This is a genomic window from Aquipseudomonas ullengensis (genome assembly GCF_014174475.1).
Classification (GTDB): Bacteria; Pseudomonadota; Gammaproteobacteria; order Pseudomonadales; family Pseudomonadaceae; genus Aquipseudomonas; species Aquipseudomonas ullengensis.
On record NZ_JACJUD010000001.1, the window covers coordinates 1108875 to 1127146 of the forward strand.

17 protein-coding genes are annotated in these 18272 nt (G+C 66.2%); 12 read left to right on the plus strand and 5 right to left on the minus strand.

What is annotated here, in order from left to right; translation table 11 throughout:
- Positions 1 to 40 precede the first annotated feature (40 nt).
- On the plus strand, positions 41 to 1624 hold the full coding sequence (locus tag H3H51_RS05020) for an EAL domain-containing protein (protein ID WP_183087903.1): 1584 nt from the start codon (positions 41 to 43) through the stop codon (positions 1622 to 1624).
- A gap of 3 nt (positions 1625 to 1627) precedes the next feature.
- Here H3H51_RS05020 and H3H51_RS05025 read toward each other — a convergent pair whose 3' ends face one another.
- Complete coding sequence (locus tag H3H51_RS05025; RefSeq protein WP_183087904.1) at positions 1628 to 2026, minus strand: response regulator; 399 nt, start codon at positions 2024 to 2026, stop codon at positions 1628 to 1630.
- A 170-nt stretch (positions 2027 to 2196) separates the two neighbouring features.
- Here H3H51_RS05025 and H3H51_RS05030 point away from each other — a divergent pair, with 170 nt between their 5' ends.
- The 6 genes from H3H51_RS05030 to H3H51_RS05055 all read left to right on the plus strand — a co-directional run bounded on the left by H3H51_RS05030 (position 2197) and on the right by H3H51_RS05055 (position 8982).
- The gene (locus tag H3H51_RS05030) at positions 2197 to 5682 is read left to right on the plus strand and encodes a response regulator (RefSeq protein WP_183087905.1); all 3486 of its coding nucleotides are present in this window, start codon (positions 2197 to 2199) and stop codon (positions 5680 to 5682) included.
- Positions 5682 to 6494, plus strand: a complete 813-nt coding sequence (locus H3H51_RS05035; protein ID WP_183087906.1) for a CheR family methyltransferase — start codon at positions 5682 to 5684, stop codon at positions 6492 to 6494. The genes H3H51_RS05030 and H3H51_RS05035 overlap by 1 nt, the downstream gene beginning before the upstream one ends.
- Positions 6491 to 7105, plus strand: coding sequence for a chemotaxis protein CheB (locus H3H51_RS05040; protein ID WP_183087907.1), 615 nt, complete (start codon positions 6491 to 6493; stop codon positions 7103 to 7105). Before H3H51_RS05035 ends, H3H51_RS05040 begins: the two co-directional genes overlap by 4 nt.
- Positions 7099 to 8298, plus strand: coding sequence for a hybrid sensor histidine kinase/response regulator (locus H3H51_RS05045; RefSeq protein WP_183087908.1), 1200 nt, complete (start codon positions 7099 to 7101; stop codon positions 8296 to 8298). The genes H3H51_RS05040 and H3H51_RS05045 overlap by 7 nt, the downstream gene beginning before the upstream one ends.
- 175 nt (positions 8299 to 8473) lie before the next feature.
- On the plus strand, positions 8474 to 8761 hold the full coding sequence (locus tag H3H51_RS05050) for a hypothetical protein (protein WP_183087909.1): 288 nt from the start codon (positions 8474 to 8476) through the stop codon (positions 8759 to 8761).
- A gap of 35 nt (positions 8762 to 8796) precedes the next feature.
- On the plus strand, positions 8797 to 8982 hold the full coding sequence (locus H3H51_RS05055; RefSeq protein ID WP_183087910.1) for a PA3371 family protein: 186 nt from the start codon (positions 8797 to 8799) through the stop codon (positions 8980 to 8982).
- A 78-nt stretch (positions 8983 to 9060) separates the two neighbouring features.
- Here H3H51_RS05055 and H3H51_RS05060 read toward each other — a convergent pair whose 3' ends face one another.
- Positions 9061 to 10848 carry an ATP-binding protein gene (locus H3H51_RS05060; protein WP_183087911.1) on the minus strand — a complete coding sequence of 596 codons (1788 nt, stop codon included), beginning with the start codon at positions 10846 to 10848 and terminating at the stop codon, positions 9061 to 9063.
- Between the two features lie 10 nt (positions 10849 to 10858).
- A complete protein-coding gene (gene algB, locus H3H51_RS05065; RefSeq protein WP_183087912.1) occupies positions 10859 to 12202 on the minus strand; it encodes a sigma-54-dependent response regulator transcription factor AlgB in 1344 nt (447 codons plus the stop codon).
- A 260-nt stretch (positions 12203 to 12462) separates the two neighbouring features.
- Here algB and H3H51_RS05070 point away from each other — a divergent pair, with 260 nt between their 5' ends.
- From H3H51_RS05070 to H3H51_RS05090, 5 genes are all read left to right on the plus strand, one after another.
- The gene (locus H3H51_RS05070) at positions 12463 to 12897 is read left to right on the plus strand and encodes a PA2169 family four-helix-bundle protein (protein WP_183087913.1); all 435 of its coding nucleotides are present in this window, start codon (positions 12463 to 12465) and stop codon (positions 12895 to 12897) included.
- A 69-nt stretch (positions 12898 to 12966) separates the two neighbouring features.
- Entirely contained in the window at positions 12967 to 13128 is a 162-nt protein-coding gene (locus H3H51_RS05075; RefSeq protein WP_183087914.1) for a hypothetical protein, read from the plus strand.
- Between the two features lie 18 nt (positions 13129 to 13146).
- Positions 13147 to 13311 (plus strand): DUF1328 domain-containing protein, encoded by a 165-nt coding sequence (locus H3H51_RS05080; RefSeq protein ID WP_183087915.1) that lies wholly within the window; start codon positions 13147 to 13149, stop codon positions 13309 to 13311.
- A 344-nt stretch (positions 13312 to 13655) separates the two neighbouring features.
- Positions 13656 to 14882 carry a nucleoside recognition domain-containing protein gene (locus H3H51_RS05085; RefSeq protein WP_183087916.1) on the plus strand — a complete coding sequence of 409 codons (1227 nt, stop codon included), beginning with the start codon at positions 13656 to 13658 and terminating at the stop codon, positions 14880 to 14882.
- Positions 14883 to 14960: 78 nt separating this feature from the next.
- Entirely contained in the window at positions 14961 to 16571 is a 1611-nt protein-coding gene (locus tag H3H51_RS05090; RefSeq protein WP_183087917.1) for a methyl-accepting chemotaxis protein, read from the plus strand.
- A gap of 7 nt (positions 16572 to 16578) precedes the next feature.
- Here the strand turns inward: H3H51_RS05090 and H3H51_RS05095 are convergent, their stop codons facing one another.
- Together H3H51_RS05095 and H3H51_RS05100 are read right to left on the minus strand one after the other, a co-directional pair.
- Complete coding sequence (locus tag H3H51_RS05095; RefSeq protein WP_183087918.1) at positions 16579 to 17175, minus strand: hypothetical protein; 597 nt, start codon at positions 17173 to 17175, stop codon at positions 16579 to 16581.
- Positions 17176 to 17234: 59 nt separating this feature from the next.
- Complete coding sequence (locus H3H51_RS05100; RefSeq protein ID WP_183087919.1) at positions 17235 to 18248, minus strand: DUF5924 family protein; 1014 nt, start codon at positions 18246 to 18248, stop codon at positions 17235 to 17237.
- Positions 18249 to 18272: the final 24 nt, after the last annotated feature.

The following is an 18272-nucleotide window of genomic DNA, read 5'->3' on the forward strand; positions in this document are numbered from 1 at the left end:
AGGCGCTATACCTGAGTGACCCCTGCTCGGAGTCCGCTCCATGTCGCCCCGGCTGGCGCAGTTGCGTCGCGCGCTCTACCGCCCCTGGCCCCTGGCACTGCTGGCCTTTTTGTTCGGCGCGCTGCTGTTTGGCCTGGGCGGTCTGTGGCTGGCCAACTACCAGGCGCAACAGGCCGAGAGCGAGCGCCTGCAGAGTCAGGGGCAGCGTTTTCTGCAGCGCATCGAGCAGATCTTCGGCCAGTTGCAGGAAGCGCTCGACAAGCTCGACCAGCAACCGCTGCGCGGCTGCGACCTGGCCATGGTCGAGGCCCTGCGGCAGATCACCTTCAGCCATCGCTTCGTCTACGAGGCGGCCTTCATCGGTGGCAACCAGCGCTGTTCGTCCTCGCCCAAGCGCAGCTCTTTCGGCCCCGAGCGCCCGGCGGATATCGAAGGCGAGCGGCAGAGCTACTGGCTCAACACCAGCGCGCAACCCAACGATGACCTCGCCGCGCTGGTGGTGCAGCGCGGTTACTTTCGCCTGTCCACTGCGCGCGGGCACCTGGCCGATGTGGTCGAGCTGCCGCCCGGCGGCAGCCTGCTGCTGGTCACTCGCGCTGGCAGCAAGCCGCTGCCGATCCTCGGCCCGCCGCAGCCCTGGCCGCCGCCCGAGGGCTGGCCGCCGGAGCAGAGCCTGCTGGTCAGCGCCAGCCAGCTGATCTACCGCATGCCGACCCAGAGCCCGGACTTCGACCTGCTGCTGTTCGCCGATCGCAGCGCCCTGCAGCAGCGCCTGCGCGAGGGGCTGATGAGCTGGCTGCCGGTGGCCGTGCTGCTGGCGTTGCTGCTCGGTGTGCTGACCTTCCACCAGGTGCGTTATCGCCAGTCGCTGCCCGGCTCGTTGCCTGCGGCCTTGCGCCGACGCGCGCTGCGGGTGCGTTACCAGCCGATCTACGACCTCGCCAGCCGCCGCTGCGTGGGGGCCGAGGCGCTGGTGCGCTGGCGTCGCGCCGACGGCAAGCTGCTGGGCCCGGACCATTTCATCCCGATGGCGGAAAGCAGCGGGCAGATCCGCGAGATCACCGATTACGTGCTGGAGCAGGTGCTGTCCCAGCTTGGCCATTTCCTCGGCCAGAACCCTGACCTGTACATCTCGATCAACCTGGCTGCCTGCGATGTGGCGGTGCCGCGCATCGACGAACTGGCCACGCGGCTGCTGCTGCAGTACCGGGTCAACGCCACGCAGATTGCCTTCGAGGTCACCGAGTCCGGGCTGGCCGATACCCAGGCCGCGCAAGGCGTACTGGCGTCACTGCGGGCGCGTGGCCACCGGGTGCTGATCGACGATTTCGGCACCGGCTATTCGAGTCTGGCTTACCTGCAGGAGCTGCCGGCCGACGTGCTGAAGATCGACAAGTCGTTCGTCGATGCGCTCGGCCATGATGCTGCCAGCAGCGGCGTGGCGCCGCACATCATCCGCATGGCCCACGAGCTGCAGTTGAAGGTAGTGGCCGAGGGTATCGAGCATGAGGCCCAGGCGCTGTTTCTCGCCGAGCAGGGCGCGCAGTGCGGCCAGGGCTGGCTGTTCGCCAAGCCGCTGACGGCGCGCCAGTTCCGCCACCTGGTAGAGCGGCAGAAGGCCTAGCGGCTACTCGCCGATCAGGCTGCGCACGCGCTCGCGCAGCAGGTCGAGGTTGTAGGGCTTGGTCACGCTTTCGGTGCGCGCCTGCTGGTTCTGGCTGCGCATCTCATCGAGTAACTCGCGCTCCGAATAACCGCTGGCGAACAGCACCGGCAGGCTCGGGCGCAGCGCGCGCGCGGCGTGGGCCAGGGCCCGGCCGTCCATGCCGGGCAGGCCGACGTCGGTCATCAGCAGGGCGGCCACTTGCGCGCCGCGCAGCAGCTCCAGGGCCGGTACGGCATCGCCAAAGGCGAGGACGTGATAACCCAGCTCCTCCAGCACTTCGACAGTAAGCAGGCGCACGATCGTATCGTCTTCGACCAACACCACGATCTTGTTGACGGTACCTGGAAGGGGGCTGGACATGCTGATCTCTGCGTGATGGCGGAAAAAGCCAAGTGTGCCTGAACCTGCCATTTGCAAAAGCAGGCAAACTTCGGCGATATGCTGCGGTCAGTCAGCCATGGGCGTGCAATGCAGCGCACAGCGGACAGTGCCCCACAATAACCCTTGCCAACCTTCCAGCGGACCCGCCGATGTTGAATCAGTCAGCTCAGGATGAAAAAAGTTTCCGTCGTATTCTCGCCCGCAACGTGGCCCTGCCCCTGGGGCTGGGCCTGGTTGGGGCGGTGTTCTTCGCCCTGCTGATCACCTACCTGCTGAACATCATCAAATGGGTCGAGCACACCGACCAGGTACTCACCGGCGCTGCCGAGGCCTACAAGCTGAGCATCGACATGGAAACCGGCATGCGCGGTTTCGTCATCACCGGTGACGAGAGCTTCCTCGGCCCCTACGAAATCGCCCGGCCCAAGGTACGCGCCGACCTCGACGAGCTGGAGGGCCTGGTCGCCGACAACCCGGCCCAGGTCGAGCGGCTCAAGCGCCTCAAAGGCCTGCAGGGGCAATGGGAAGAGTTCGCCCAGGAGGTTATCGGTGAGCGCCGCGCGGGCAATCAGTACCAGGGCAATATCAGCAGCGGTCGCGGCAAGAACCTCACCGATGAGATGCGCAACGAGTTCGACACCTTCATCGCCACCGAGCGCACCCTGCGCCAGCAGCGCAACGTCGATGCCAGCAACAGCACGCTGCTGAGCACGGTGCTCTACCTCACCGTCAGCCTGCTGTTCAGCGGCCTGCTCGCCGCCTTCGGTCGCCGCGAGTTGATGCGCCTGTCGCAGACCTACTCCGCCTCGCTGGCGCAGCAGGAAGCCTATGCCGAGGAGCAGCGCCAGCGCGCCTGGGTGCGCGGCGGCCAGACCCAGCTCGCCGAACGCCTGCTCGGCGAGCAGCAGTTGCAGACCCTCGGCGGCAAGGCCCTGGAGTTCCTCGCCGATTACCTGCAGTGCGCGGTCGGCGCGCTGTACCTGCGCGACAGTCACAGCGGCGACCTGCAACGCATCGCCAGCTACGGCTTCAGCCGCGAGCAGGAGCAGCTCAGCCAGCAGTTCTACAAGGCCGACGGCCTGGTCGGCCAGGTCGCGCTGAACCAGCGCCCGGTGTACCTGCAGGACCTGCCGGCGGACTACATCAAGGTCAGCTCCGGGCTGGGCAACGGCGCGCCGGCGCATGTCGTGCTGCTGCCGCTGCATGCCGACGAGCGGGTCAATGGCGTGCTCGAACTGGGTTTCCTGCGTCCGCTGACGGCGCGCGACCATGAGTTCCTCGAACTGATCGCCAGCAGCACCGGCCTGTCGCTGGAAAGTGCGCGCTACCGCCAGCGCCTGCAGGAAGTGCTCGCCGAGAGCCAGCAGCTCAACGAGGAGTTGCAGGCCCAGCAGGAAGAGCTGCGCGCCGCCAACGAAGAGCTGGAGCAGCAAGCGCGCATCCTCAAGGAATCCCAGGCGCACCTGGAAACCCAGCAAGCCGAGCTGGAGCAGACCAACGAGAAACTCGCCGAACAGGCCCAGGCGCTGTCCGAGCAGCGCGACAACCTCGACCAGAAGAACCACGCCCTTGGCCAGGCCCAGGCGCAGCTGGAAGCGCGCGCCGAGGACCTGCAGCGCGCCAGCCGCTACAAGTCGGAATTCCTCGCCAACATGTCCCACGAGCTGCGCACACCGCTGAACAGCTCGCTGATCCTCGCCCGGCTGCTGGCCGATAACCCGCACGGCAACCTCAATGCCGAGCAGATCAAGTTCGCCGAATCGATCTACTCGGCCGGCAATGACCTGCTCACCCTGATCAACGACATCCTCGACATCGCCAAGGTCGAGGCCGGCAAGCTCGAAGTGTTCGCCGACCAGGTGCGCCTGGCCTCGATGCTTGATGGCCTGCGTGATGTGTTCACCCCAGTGGCCGGCGACCGCGGCCTGGCCTTCGAGGTCGAGACGGGTGCCGGGGTGCCGGACTTCCTGTTCACCGACCGACAGCGCGTCGAGCAGATCCTCAAGAACCTGCTGGCCAATGCCTGCAAGTTCACCGAGCAGGGTTCGGTGACCCTCAGCGTCGAGCGCCGGGCCAACCTCGGCATCGCTTTCGCCGTGCGCGACACCGGCATCGGCATTGCTGCCGACCAGCAGGCGCTGATTTTCGAGGCGTTCCAGCAGGCCGACGGCACCACCAACCGCCGCTATGGCGGCACCGGCCTGGGCCTGTCGATTTCCCGCGACCTGGCGGCGCTGCTCGGCGGCTCCATCACCGTCAGCAGCGAGCCTGGCCAGGGCAGCACCTTCACCCTGCTATTGCCGGAGCAGTACCAGGCCCGTGGCGAGATCAGCCTGACGCCGGCCCCGGTGACCCTGCCGGCGCCGTCTCCGGCCGTTCCCGCTGCCGTGCCGGTCAGCCCGCCCGTGGCGAGTTTTGCCGATGACCGCGAGCACCTCGACGAGGTTCGTGGCCGTCGTGTGCTGGTGATCGAGGACGAAACCCGTTTCGCCCAGATTCTCTACGACCTGGCCCGCGAACTGGGCTATGCCTGCCTGGTGGCGCAGGGGGCCGACGAGGGCGTGGCGCTGGCGCAGCAATTCCGCCCGGACGCCATCCTGCTCGACATGCAGTTGCCGGACGGTTCCGGCCTCGGCGTGCTGCAGCGGCTCAAGGACGATCCGCTGACCCGGCACATCCCGGTGCATGTGGTGTCGGTGGACGACCGCAGCGAAGCGGCGTTGCACCTGGGTGCCATCGGCTATGCGTTCAAACCGACCACCCGCGAGCAGCTCAAGGCGGTGTTCGGCAAGCTGGAGGCCAAGCTCGACCAACGGGTCAAACGCATCCTGCTGGTCGAGGACGACGCCCTGCAACGCGACAGCATCGCCCGCCTGATCGGCGACGAGGACATCGAGATCGCCGCCGTCGAGAGTGCTGGCGAGGCCCTGGCGCTGCTGCGCAGTACCGTATTCGACTGCATGATCATCGACCTCAAGCTGCCCGACATGCAGGGCAACGAACTGCTGCAGCGCATGGCCAGCGAGGAGATCTGCTCGTTCCCGCCGGTGATCGTCTACACCGGGCGCAACCTGACCCGCGACGAGGAAGCCGAGCTGCTCAAGTACTCGCGCTCGATCATCATCAAGGGCGCGCGCTCGCCCGAGCGCCTGCTCGACGAGGTGACCCTGTTCCTGCACAAGGTCGAGGCCGAGCTGTCCACCGATCGCCAGCGCATGCTCAAGTCCGCGCGCAGCCGCGACAAGGTCTTCGAGGGCCGGCGCATCCTCCTGGTGGACGACGATGTGCGCAACATCTTCGCCCTCTCCAGCGCGCTGGAACACAAGGGCGCGGTGATCGAGATCGCCCGCAACGGCCACGAGGCGCTTGCCAAGCTCAACGCCGTGGCCGACATCGACCTGGTGCTGATGGACGTGATGATGCCGGGCATGGACGGTTACGAAGCGACCCGCGCCATCCGCCTGGAACCGCGCTGGCGCAACCTGCCGATCATCGCGGTGACGGCCAAGGCGATGAAGGACGACCAGGAACGCTGCCGCGAGGCCGGTGCCAACGACTACCTGGCCAAGCCGATCGACCTCGACCGGCTGTTTTCCCTGATCCGTGTGTGGATGCCGAAACTGGAACGAATCTGATGCCGACGACCGAGATCGAATTGCGGCTGCTGATCGAAGCGATCTACCTGCGCTACAGCTACGACTTTCGCGACTACACCGGCGCCTCGCTCAAGCGCCGGGTCAAGCAGGCTCTGGTGCAGCTGGACTGCGCGACCATTTCCGCGCTGCAGGAACGCATCCTCCACGACCCGGCGGCGTTCATGCAGTTGCTGCAGTACCTCACCATTCCGGTCAGCGAGATGTTCCGCGACCCCAGCTACTTCCTCGCCCTGCGCCAGCAGGTGGTGCCGGTGCTGCACACCTACCCGTCGCTGAAGTTCTGGGTGGCCGGCTGCAGCACCGGCGAGGAGGTCTACTCGCTGGCGATCCTGCTCAAGGAAGAAGGCCTGCTGGAACGCAGCATGATCTACGCCACCGACATCAACCCGCATTCGCTGGAGAAGGCCGAGCAGGGCATTTTTGCCCTCGACAACCTGCGCGCCTACACCGAGAACTACCAGCGCGCCGGCGGCCAGTGCGCGTTCTCCGACTACTACTCGGCAGCCTACGACCGCGCCCTGTTCGACAAGTCGCTGCGCGCCAACGTGACCTTCGCCGACCACAGCCTGGCCACCGACAGCGTGTTCGCCGAGACCCACCTGATTTCCTGCCGCAACGTGCTGATCTACTTCAACCGCGAGCTGCAGAACCGCGCGCTCGGGCTGTTCCACGAGTCGCTGTGCCACCGCGGCTTCCTTGGCCTGGGCAGCAAGGAAAGCCTGGAGTTCTCCAGCTACGGCGGTCATTTCGAGCCGCTGGTGCGCCAGGACCGGATCTTCCGCAAACGATGAGCGTGCGCGCCGAGGTGCAGATTCGCGGGCGGTTGCAGGCCCCGCTGGAGGCGCTGGTGATCGGCGCCTCGGCCGGTGGCGTGGACGCGCTGCTGCGCCTGCTGGGCGGGCTGCCCGGCGACTACCGGCTGCCCATCGTCTGCGTGCTGCACCTGCCGGATAACCGCGACAGCCTGCTGGTCGAGCTGTTCCAGCGGCGCCTGGCGCTGCCGGTGCAGGAAGCCGGCGACAAGGACAGCCTGCGCGCCGGCACCCTGTATTTCGCCCCGCCCGGCTATCACCTGTCGATCGAGAGCGACCGCAGTTTTTCCCTCAGCCGCGAAGAGCCGCGGCTGTTCGCCCGGCCGTCGATCGACATCCTCTTCGAGTCGGCGGCCGATGTGTTCGGCCCGCACCTGGCCGGAGTGTTGCTCACCGGGGCCAGCGCCGATGGCGCCGCCGGCTTGCTGCAGATCCAGCGCAGCGGCGGTCTTGCGCTGGTGCAGGACCCGGCCGACGCCCAGGTGCCGGTCATGCCGCAAGCCGCACTGGCGCTGCTGACCGCCGATTTCCTTCTTCCCCTCGATGGCCTGCACACGCTGCTGGCCGAACTGGATACGCCACCATGCTGAGAAAGATCGAAGCCAAGTTGCTGCTCGTCGATGACCTGCCGGGCAACCTGCTGGCGCTGGAAGCGCTGATCCAGGGCGAGGACCGCACCATCTTCTGCGCCAGTGATGCCGGCCAGGCGCTGGGCCTGTTGCTGGAGCACGACTTCGCCATCGCCATCCTCGATGTGCAGATGCCGGGCATGAACGGCTTCGAGCTGGCCGAGCTGATGCGCGGCACGGAGAAGACCAAGCACATCCCGATCGTCTTCGTCAGTGCCGCCGGGCGTGACCTCAACTACGCCTTCAAGGGCTACGAAAGCGGCGCCGTGGACTTCCTGCACAAGCCGCTGGTGCCGCATGAGGTGCGCAGCAAGGTGGCGGTGTTCGTCGAACTGTATCGCCAGCGTAAAGCGCTCTTGCGCCAGCTGGATGCCCTCGAACAGAGCCGCCGCGAGCAGGAGGCATTGCTGGCCGAGTTGCGTGCGACCCAGGGCGAATTGCAGAACGCGGTGCGCATGCGTGACGACTTCATGTCCATCGTCTCCCACGAGCTGCGCACGCCGCTCAACGGCCTGGCGTTGGAGGTCCAGCTGCGCAAGCTGCGCCTGGAGCAGAACCGCAGCGATGCCTTCACCCTCGATCGCCTGCGCGCTATCACCCTGCGCGACGAGCACCAGATCAACAGCCTGACGCGGCTGATCGATGACATGCTGGATGTCTCGCGCATCCGTACCGGCAAGCTGTCGATTCGCCCGCAGCCGTGCGACCTCAGCCAACTGGCCAGCCGCGTGACGGAAAACCTCGCCGGGCTGATCGGCAACGCCGGCTGCAGCCTGGAACTGCAGCTGGAAGGCCCGGTGAACGCCGAGGTGGACGCTTTCCGCATCGAGCAGGTGCTGGTCAACCTGCTCACCAACGGCCTGCGTTACGGCGCCGGCAAGCCGATCAAGGTGCGGGTGTATGGCCGGGAGGCGGATGCCTGCATCGAGGTGAGTGACCAGGGCATGGGGATTTCCGTGGCCGACCAGCAGCGCATCTTTCAACAGTTCGAGCGGATTGCCGGCAATGGCGTGCCGCAAGGGTTGGGGTTGGGGCTGTATATCAGCGAGCAGATCGTCGAGGCCCACGGCGGGCACATCGAGCTGCACAGCCGGCTGGGAGAGGGGGCGTGCTTCCGGGTCGTGCTGCCTTACGGCGTGGCGGAGGTCGGATAATCGTCGTGCAAATTGCACTGCGGGTTTTTCGCGATCGTGCAAAGCGCAATGCAAAATGCCCGAATATATTTTATAAATGTATGATTTATAAGTAATTTATCCGGCACAAAAGCTGGCATGCCGTCTGCAAAATCAGTTGCGTAAGCCTCACTGATTCGCTGATGGAGTAGCCCCCATGCACACTGTTCGCCGGATGTCCCTGCTGAGCCTGTTCTGCCTGTCCTGCACCCTCGCCGGTGGTGTTACGGCCGAGGAGTCCTCCACGGCGCTGAAGACCACCGAACTGCACCTGGCCAGCCCCATGGTCGCTCGCCCGCTGGCCAGCGTGCCGCAGCAACGGGCGCAAGCGCTGCGTACCGCCGCCCCGACCCAGGCCGACCAGGGCCAGTGGCTGCGCATCAGCGACGACGGCGAAACCGACACCGCGCAGCAGCAGCAACGTCCCCAGCGTTGGGTGTTCTGACTTCCCAGCCACCCCCACTGCACAAGGAGCGCAGCATGTCGAAGAGTGCCCTGGTTCTGCTGGTTATGACCCTGCTCAGCGTCGCCGCCTTGTGGCTGGCGCCCGCGCTGGATGCCGAGCTGCGCCTGCTGCTCAAGCTGACCGGCGCCGTGAGTGCCGTCCTCTGCACCCTGGCCCTGATGGCCGGCCGGCGCATCAAGTTCGACCCCATCCTGCGCTGACCACCCGAGCAACCCCACCTCCACCTCCGCGCTAACAACATCCATGCGGCGCAGCTGATTCTGCTGCGCCGCAGGCGTTCACAGCGGCAGGCTGATATAGAAATGCGCGCCCTGGCCGGGACGTGAGTGGACGTTGAGCCGGCCACCGTGCAACTGCACGATCTCCTTGCTCAGCGCCAGGCCCAGGCCGACACCGCCCTTGCGCCGCCCCACCTGCACGAAGGGCTCGAAGATGCGCGCCTGCTGGCTGAAGGGAATGCCTTCGCCCTGGTCGAGCACGCTGAGGATCACCCGTTCGCCGTGGCGCCGGGCCTGCAGTTGTACTTCGCCGCCTTCTTCGCTGTGGCGCAGGGCGTTGCTGATCAGGTTGTCCAGCACGCGCTCCATCTGCGTGCGATCCAGGTTGATGGCCGGCAGCTCGCCCTGCACCTCGCTGCGCAGGCTGATCTGGCGCTGAACGGCGGCCTCGGTAAAGCGCTGGCTGGCCTGCTGCAGCAGTTCGTCCAGCGGGCACAGGGCGCGCTGCAGTTGGTGCAGGCCGTTCTGGTAGCGGGAGAAGTCCAGCAGGTCGTCGATCAGGCGCACCAGGCGCTGCATTTCCTCGGCCACGGTGCGTATCAGGTCCTGCTCGCGGCTGCCCTCGACCACCTGCTGGCGCTCGCGCAGCAGGCTGAACGCCATGTGCATGCCGGTCACCGGGGTGCGCAGTTCATGGGAGGCGCGCAGGACGAATTCGCTGCGTACGCGCTCGAAGATGCGCTGCTCGGTGACGTCGCGCAGGACCATCACTGCGCCCAGCTTGAGCCCGTCGCTGGGCTGGATCGGGGTCAGGGTCCAGGCCACCAGGCGGGTGTCGCCGGCGCTGTCGATCTGCAGGTCGGCGGGCGCCTGCTCCAGCAGCTCGCCGCTCAGCACAAGCTTCACTGCGTCATGCACGCCGCTGTCATCCAGCAGCCGAGCGATGGGCTGGCCATGCGGGTCGTTCTGCCAGAACAGCTGGCGCACGGCCACCGGGTTGGCGTGCTCGATGCGGCCGTGGCTGTCGAGAATCACCAGGCCGTCGTCAATGCTGTCGAGTACCGCCTGCAGGCGCCCTTCGCTGGACAGCAACTGGTGGATGTTGCTCGAGTGGTGGCGGCTCAGGGCCTCGGTCATCAGGCCGAAGCGACGGCTGAGCACGGCCAGCTCGGCGACCGAAGACACCGGCAGGGTGACCTGGTAATTACCCTTGCCGATCTGGTCGGCGGCGCGCGCCAGCAGGTCGATCGGCGCGCCGAAGCGGCGGGCGATGCTGTGGGCGGTGACGAAGCCGATCAGCAGCACGGCGATACCGATCATGCCGAGCAGCGCGGCGATCAGGATCGAGCGTTCGCGGGCGCGCTGCGCCGCCGCGCTGATGTTCTGGAAGGCCAGGTTCTGCGACTCCACCATGCGCTCGCGCAGGGCGGTGAAGGCGGCGGTGAAGTCTTCGTTGGCGCCCATTCTGGTCGGCGCCGGGCCGCCCTGGGCAATCGCCGCCTCGAGGTTCTGGTACAGCTGCTCGATGTGCTCCAGCTCGCTACGGCTCGTGGCCGAGAGGGGCAGGCGCGAGGCGTCGTCGAGGGTCTGGCGAAAGCGCTGCTGGCCGCGGCGCAGGGCGGCCAGGTCGGGTTCGTCGCCGATCACGCTGGTCAGTTGTTCGCCGAGGGCCTGACGCAGGTGCTGGCCGACTTCCACGGTGGAAAAGCCGCGCTGGATCAGCTCGTGCTGGCTGTTGGTCATCTGCATCACGCTGATCAGGCCGAACAGCAGGCCGAGCAGGGCCACGCTGATCAGTGCGGAGATGCTGAGAAACAGCCGCGTGCGCAGCTTCATCGGCAACTTCATGGGAAGCCCCTTAGAGGTTGTACTGCTTGCGCTTGCGATACAGCGTCGAGGCGTCGATACCGAGGGTCTTGGCAGCCAGGTCGAGGGTCGGGCTGCTCGCCAGCACCGCCGCGATATGGGCTTTCTCGACGTCTTCCAGGCTCATCGAAGCGCCGATCCGCGCCACGCCGCTGCCAGCGGGTTCGGCGCCGAGGCCGAGGTGGCTCACTTCCACGGTTTCCTGCGGGCAGACGATGCTGGCGCGCTCGATGACGTTGCGCAGCTCGCGAATGTTGCCCGGCCAGTTGTAGTCGAGCAGGGCCCTCAGGGCCTCTTCGCTGAAGCTGCGCGCCGGCCGCGCATAGTCGCAGACGAAGCGGGCGAGGAAGCGTTCGGCCAGGGTCAGGATGTCGTCCTGGCGCTCGCGCAGCGGCGGCAGCTTGAGGGTGATGACGTTGAGCCGGTAGAGCAGGTCTTCGCGGAATTTGCCGGCGCGCACCATTTCGTCGAGGTTGAGGTTGGTGGCGGCGAGGATGCGCACGTCGGCGCGACGGGTCACTGGGTCGCCGACCCGCTCGTATTCCTTTTCCTGGATGAAGCGCAGCAGCTTGGGCTGCAGGGTCAGTGGGAAGTCGCCGATCTCGTCGAGGAACAGGGTGCCGCCGTCCGCCTGGTTGACCCGGCCAAGGGTGTTTTCGCTGGCACCGGTGAAGGAGCCGCGGGCGTGGCCGAACAGCTCGCTTTCCATCAGCTCGGCGGTCAGCGACGGGCAGTTGATGGTCACGCAGGATTTCTTCAGGCGCCGGCTCCAGCCGTGGATGGCGCGGGCCAGTTCGCCCTTGCCGGTGCCGGACTCGCCGAGGATGAGGATGTTGGCGTCGGTGACGGCCACCTGCCGCGCGGTTTCCAGCACGGCCATCATCGCCGGGCAATGCGAGTCGAGGTCATCGCTGGGCTTGCGCACTTCGCCTTCGAGGACTTCCAGGCGCGCGGCCAGCTGGCGCAGCTCGAGCTGCTTGGCGGCGGCCAGGCGCAGTTGGTCGGGGGAGCAGGGTTTCACCAGGTAATCCGCGGCGCCGGCCTGGATGGCATCGACGGCGGTGTCCACGGCCGAGTGGGCGGTGATGATCACCACGCGCATCCACGGCGCCTGGATGCGCATCTGCGCCAGCAGGTCGAGGCCGTTGTCCTCGCCCAGGCGCAGGTCGAGAAAGCACAGGTCGAAGACCTGGCGCAGCAGCAGGTGTTCGGCCTGGGCCGCGCTGCTCACGGCGGCCACGCTGTAGCCCTCGTCTTCCAGGCAATAGCGGAAGGTGCGCAGGATGGCCGACTCGTCGTCGACCAGCAGAATGCGACCGCTTTCGGTGTGTGGCATGGGTGTTTCTCCTCCTCGTCCTGTGGGGGCAGATTGCTCGACCTGGTCATTAGTCCCGGTTTTTTCGTGCAAGTTGCACGGCGTATTCCGCGCAATCCTGCATGCTGCACGCCATCCAATGGCTTCAGTTGTAGTTAAGTGTCTGAATTATATTGTTTTTATGGATTGTAAAAGCCTGGCACAGGGCTTGCGATATTAGCCGTAACGGAGAGGGCAAATCGCTTCCGATCCAGCCTCCCGCGTAATACCAGGAGAACAACATGAGCAAGTCGACCGCACAACTCAACGAGCTGATTGAAATCACCCGCGACGGCCAGCGCTTCTACCAGCATGCCGAAGGCGAGGTGAAAGATGTACAGCTGAAGAGCCTGTTTCGCGACATGGCGCACGCCAAGACCGAGATCATTCAAGCGTTAGCTAGCAAAGTCGCGGCCAATCACGAGCAAGTGCCCCAGGGCGGCACGGTGATCGGCAAGCTACGCCAGGTCTACGCCGACACCAAGGCCTCGTTGTCGAGCGACACCGACAGCACCTATGTGGCCCAACTGGAGGCTGCCGAAGACCGCTTGCTGCACGCCTTCGAGGACACCCTGCAAGATGCCGAGCCGGATGTGAGCAGCCTGCTGCGCGGTGAAATGCCCAAGATTCGGGCCTGCCATGACCGCATGAGTGCGCTCAAGCACACCATGAAGTAACCCCACCCGGTGCTCGCGGGCCGCCAGCGGCAGCCTGCGCTCACCGCCAGCCCTGCAAGGAGCCGCGCCATGTGGATATTCGTTCTGATCGTATTCGCCAGCCTGCTGGTGCTGTTCATCGGTATGACCGGCAGCGCCATCATCGTTGGCCAGGCCGTGTGCGTCAGCCACGACGCCTGGGCCGAAGAGGATCTGGATGGCGTTCTGCAGGCGCTCCCGCAGGGATTCTGAGCAAGAAGGAGAAAGACCATGCTGAGTTGGGCCATCACATTCCTGATCATCGCCATCGTCGCAGCCGTACTGGGCTTCGGTGGTATCGCCGGCACCGCCACGGGGATCGCCAAGATTCTCTTCGTTGTCTTCCTGGTGATGTTCATCGTGTCCATGATTTTCGGCCGCCGCGGGCGCTTATGACCCGTCGCTGACCCGAAATAGTTGCATCTGCCGCCCGGCAGGTGCAGCCCGTAACGCTGCGCTCACCCAAGGGCGCATGACCAGGGGGCCGGGATGCTCTGCACAGCAGTCGGAGCGACCTAGGGGCACAGCGAGTGCCTCCGCAAGGGCCGGGTCAGGCACGCGTTGCCGGCAGCGGGTGTATCCACCGATCACCGCGCTGCCGGCACGCTTATTTCTTCGCCCATCCGCTGCATCCATTCCTCATCCATCCCTCATCCATCCCTCATCCAGCTTGCCGAGCCCGGCGGTCGCGCTGACTGCATGGCCCCGCTATCATCGCCGGCATCGACCGGGGGTGAATGATGCTCAATGGCCTGTGGCTGGGATTTTTTGCGATAGCGGCAGTCGCGGCGCTGACCCGCTGGATCGGTGGCGACCCGGGCGTCTGGGCGGCGATGGTGGAAAGCCTGTTCGCCATGGCCAAGGTCTCGGTGGAGCTGATGGTGGTGCTGTTCGGCACCCTGACCCTGTGGCTGGGCTTTTTGCGCATTGCCGAGAAGGCCGGGCTGGTGGATTTGCTCGGCAGGGCGCTCGGGCCACTGTTCGCCCGGCTGATGCCCGAGGTGCCGCGCGGTCACCCCGCGCTCGGCTTTATCACCCTTAACTTCGCCGCCAACGGTCTGGGCCTGGACAACGCTGCCACGCCGATCGGCCTCAAGGCGATGAAGGCGCTGCAGGAGCTCAACCCCAGCGCCACCGTGGCGAGCAACGCGCAGATCCTGTTCCTGGTACTGAATGCCTCGTCACTGACCCTGTTGCCGGTGTCGATCTTCATGTATCGCGTCCAGCAGGGCGCGCCTGACCCCACCCTGGTGTTCCTGCCGATTCTCCTAGCCACCACCGCCTCGACCCTGGCGGGCCTGCTCAGCGTGGCGCTGATGCAGCGCCTGCGCCTGTGGGACCCGGTGGTGCTGGCTTATCTGGTGCCGGGTGCATTGCTGCTGGGCGCGTTCATGGCGGTGCTCGCCAGCCTGAGTGCGGTGGCGCTCAAGGAGCTGTCGTCGCTGCTCGGCAATCTGGTGCTGTTCGGTCTGATCCTGCTGTTCCTGCTGGTCGGTTGGCTACGCAAGGTGCCGGTGTATGAAACCTTTGTCGACGGTGCGCGCGAAGGCTTCGACGTGGCCAAGAACCTGCTGCCCTACCTGGTCGCCATGCTCTGTGCGATTGGCGTGCTGCGTGCTTCCGGCGCGCTGGACTTCGGCCTCGACGGCATTCGCAGCCTGGTCGACTGGCTGGGCTGGGACAACCGCTTCGTCGACGCATTGCCCACCGCCCTGGTCAAACCGTTTTCCGGCAGCGCGGCGCGCGCGATGCTGATCGAAACCATGCAGAGCCAGGGCGTCGACAGCTTCCCGGCGCTGGTCGCGGCAACCATGCAGGGCAGCACCGAAACCACCTTCTATGTGCTGGCGGTGTACTTCGGCGCGGTCGGCATCCAGCGTGCGCGGCATGCGGTGGGCTGTGCCCTGTTCGCCGATCTGGCCGGGGTGCTCGCCTCGATCGCCGTGTGCTACTGGTTCTTCGGCTGAAGCGCCCGCAGTACGCGGCTTGCCGCCGGCCTGGCGGGGACTAGACTGCAGAGACTTGGTCCCATCCCGGAGTTGGTCATGTCCCTGCGCTCAGTCACTGTCAGTACCCGCAACTTGATCGGTTTCGGGGTGCTCACCCTGATCCTCCTGTTTACCGGAGGCGTTGCTCTGAAGTCATTGAGCAACCTGCATGACGAGCTGAACGAAGTGAAGGATGTGTGGATGCTCGGCCTCGACCTGATGGCCAAGATCAAGTCCGACCGCCAGTCCATGCGCCTCGCCGAATACGAGGCGTCCGTCCAGCCGAGCGAGCTGGCCAGCCTGCGCAGCGAGATCGACAGCATTCGCCAGCGCGTCACTGGTTACGACAAGGCCTACGAAGACACCATCATCCTCGACGAGGACCGTCGCCTGTTCACCGCCTATCACGCCAAGAGCGCGGCCTACGAGCAGACCCTCGGTCAGGTGCTCGCGGCCCTGGCCGCCGGGCCCGTGGATGCCAGCCTGAGCAAGCAGTCCGAAGGCCAGTTCGATGAGCTGGTGACGGCCCTCGACCAGTTGATCGCGCTGAACAACAAGGGTGCCGCCGATGCCGGCGCGCGTGCCGAAGCCAACGCGAAGAGTTCGACCTGGACCTTCAGCCTGATTCTCGGCGTTAGCGTGATCTTCACCCTGCTCGCCGCCTGGCTGCTCAGCCGCAGCATCACCCAGCCGCTGGCCGACCTGGCGCGCTCGGCCCAACGCATCGCCAGCGGCGACCTGACCCAGCCGGTGGGGGCCGAAGGGGCCGACGAGGTGACCCAGGTGCAGCGCTCCCTCGGCGACATGCAAACCACCCTGCGCGACACCCTGCAGAGCATCCAGAACTCGGCCACGCAACTGGCGTCGGCGGCTGAAGAACTGCACGCGGTCACCGAAGACTCATCCCAGGGCATCACCCGGCAGAACGATGAGATCGAGATGGCCGCCACCGCGGTCACCGAGATGTCGGCGGCAGTGGACGAGGTGGCGCGCAACGCCAATCACACCTCCGACTCTTCGCGCGAGGCCGAGCAGACGGCGCTGACCGGTCGCCAGCAGGTCAGTACCACGCGCAGCACCATCGAGCAACTCAGTGAGCGCCTGCAGATCACCTCCACCACCATCGCCCGCCTGGCCGAGGAAGCCATTGGCATCGGCCGCGTGCTGGAAGTGATCCGCACCATCGCCGAACAGACCAACCTGCTAGCCCTCAACGCCGCCATCGAGGCCGCGCGGGCCGGTGACCAGGGCCGTGGTTTTGCCGTGGTCGCCGATGAGGTGCGGGCCCTGGCCCAGCGCACGCAAACCTCGACCCAGGAAATCGAGCGGATGATCAGCGCCATCCAGAACGCCAGTCAGGAGTCGGTCAATGCCATGGCGCAGAGCAGCGAGTACGCGGTGCGCAGCCAGAGCCTGGCCAGCGAGGCGGATGGCGCGCTGGAAGTGATTTCCGCGCGGGTCAGCCAGATCAACGAAATGAACCTGGTGATCGCCAGCGCCGCCGAGGAGCAGGCCCAGGTGGCCCGCGAGGTGGACCGCAACCTGGTGGCGATCCGCGACATCGCCGCGCAGAACGCCACCGGCGCCCATCAAACCTCGGTGGCCAGCGACCAGTTGGCGCGCCTGGCCAGCGAGCTGAACGGCATGGTGCAGCGCTTCCGCCTGTAACCGATGCTCAGCGGGCGGCCGACTCGCTGTCGTCCGCCACCTGCTGGCGGGCCCAGTCGGCGATGGGGTCCGGCGGGTCGTACGCGCGCAGGGCCGCCATCTTCGGCGCGATAAAGGCTTCGAAGGCCGGCGCCGATTCGAAGTACAAGCCGGTGAACAGGGCGAGGAACGACTTGCCGCCGATGCTCACGGAGAACAGGTTGCCGATTGGCTTGCCATGCTTGATCAACAGCTTGAGCTCGGAATGACTGCCGTACTGGCCCGCCAGCGGCAGCTCCTGCTGGAGCACATCGCCGTTGTCCAGGCCGATGCCTGCACCGGTGGACTCGGCCATGCTGTTGACCAGCGCGGCACCGGCCTCGGGGAACAGTTTCAGCGAGCTGTGCAGGAAGAAACCGTGCCCGGGGTTGTGCTCGTAGGTCAGCTCCGTGGTGCGGTTCCAGTAGGTGATCAATCGGCTGAAGCGGCCATCACCCTCGATGCCGTAGCGCGTGAAGTCGGCGCTGGTCAGCAGCAGGTTCTGCTCGACGCGGCTTGGCTTGTCGCTGCGCGAGCAGCCCAGCAGCAGCGCCAGGCTCAGTAGTAGGCACAATCCCTTGTACATCGACGTTCCCTGCGCTGGCTTGAATGCCGGCCCAGCATGCCGCAGGCCGCGCGCAGCGGCTAGTCGCTGACGCTGAAGCGCAGCACGCCGATCTGCTGGCCACCCTCGGTGAGCACCTGCACCTGCCAGTCGCCGGCCACCTCGCTGGGGAAGTTGCGCTTGTGCGTCCAGGCGCGGTAGCCGGCCTTGCGCCCACCATTGATGTCCAGGGCGATGCGGTCCATCTCAACGCCATCGCGGCGCCAGACATGGTAGATGCGCTCGTTGAGCCCGCGTGGCGCGCTGATCGAGGTGTAGGCATACAGCCCGCCACTGCGCAGCTGCGCGCTGCTGATCTGCTCCAGGCTGGCGCCTGGTGCGCGATTGAGGTTGTCCATCTCGCTGGTCACCGCCATTTCGGTGAGCCACAGGGTCGCCGGCGGAATCCAGCGCTGGGCCAGCCAGCCGGCGCCGCCGAGCAGCAGGATCAGGCCGCCCAGGGCCAGCCAGCGCCACCACTGCTGGATGCGCAGGGTGCTGGCCAGGCTGGGGAACGACAGCAGCAGCGCGGCGCCCAGGGCCAGGCGATAACTCTCGGCGGTGGTCAGGTGGACGATCAGCGGCAGCGCCGTGAGCAGCACCGCGAACAGCGCCACCGTGTGATACGCCAGGTACAGCCAGCGCCGTGCGGCCAGCCACTTGTAGTAGAGCGGGTCGACGATCGCCACCAGCGCCGCCGCGCCGAGCAGGCTGGTGAACACCAGTTGGCCGCTGTTCCAGGCGGTGGTGATGAAGAAGAACGGCAGGGCAAAGAACAGGCTTTCCTGGTGGATCATCTGCGTCAGGTAGCGCAGCAGCCCCGGCGGCACCTCCAGGCCCAGCCAGCGCGCGGCACTGCGCGTGAGCAGGCCCTCGAGCAGCAGCCAGACCCAGCTCAGCAGCATCAGCACGGCGATCACTTCACCGGCGCGCGCCTGGCGGTCGACCAGGATGAAGCTGGCCACCCCGGAGGCGAAGCCGAACAGGGCGATCAGGCCGGGATAGCGCTGCATCAGGGCGAGCAGGCGGGTCAGGTAGATTTTCAAGTGCGACATAGGCGGGGTGAAACTGTGCGGGGC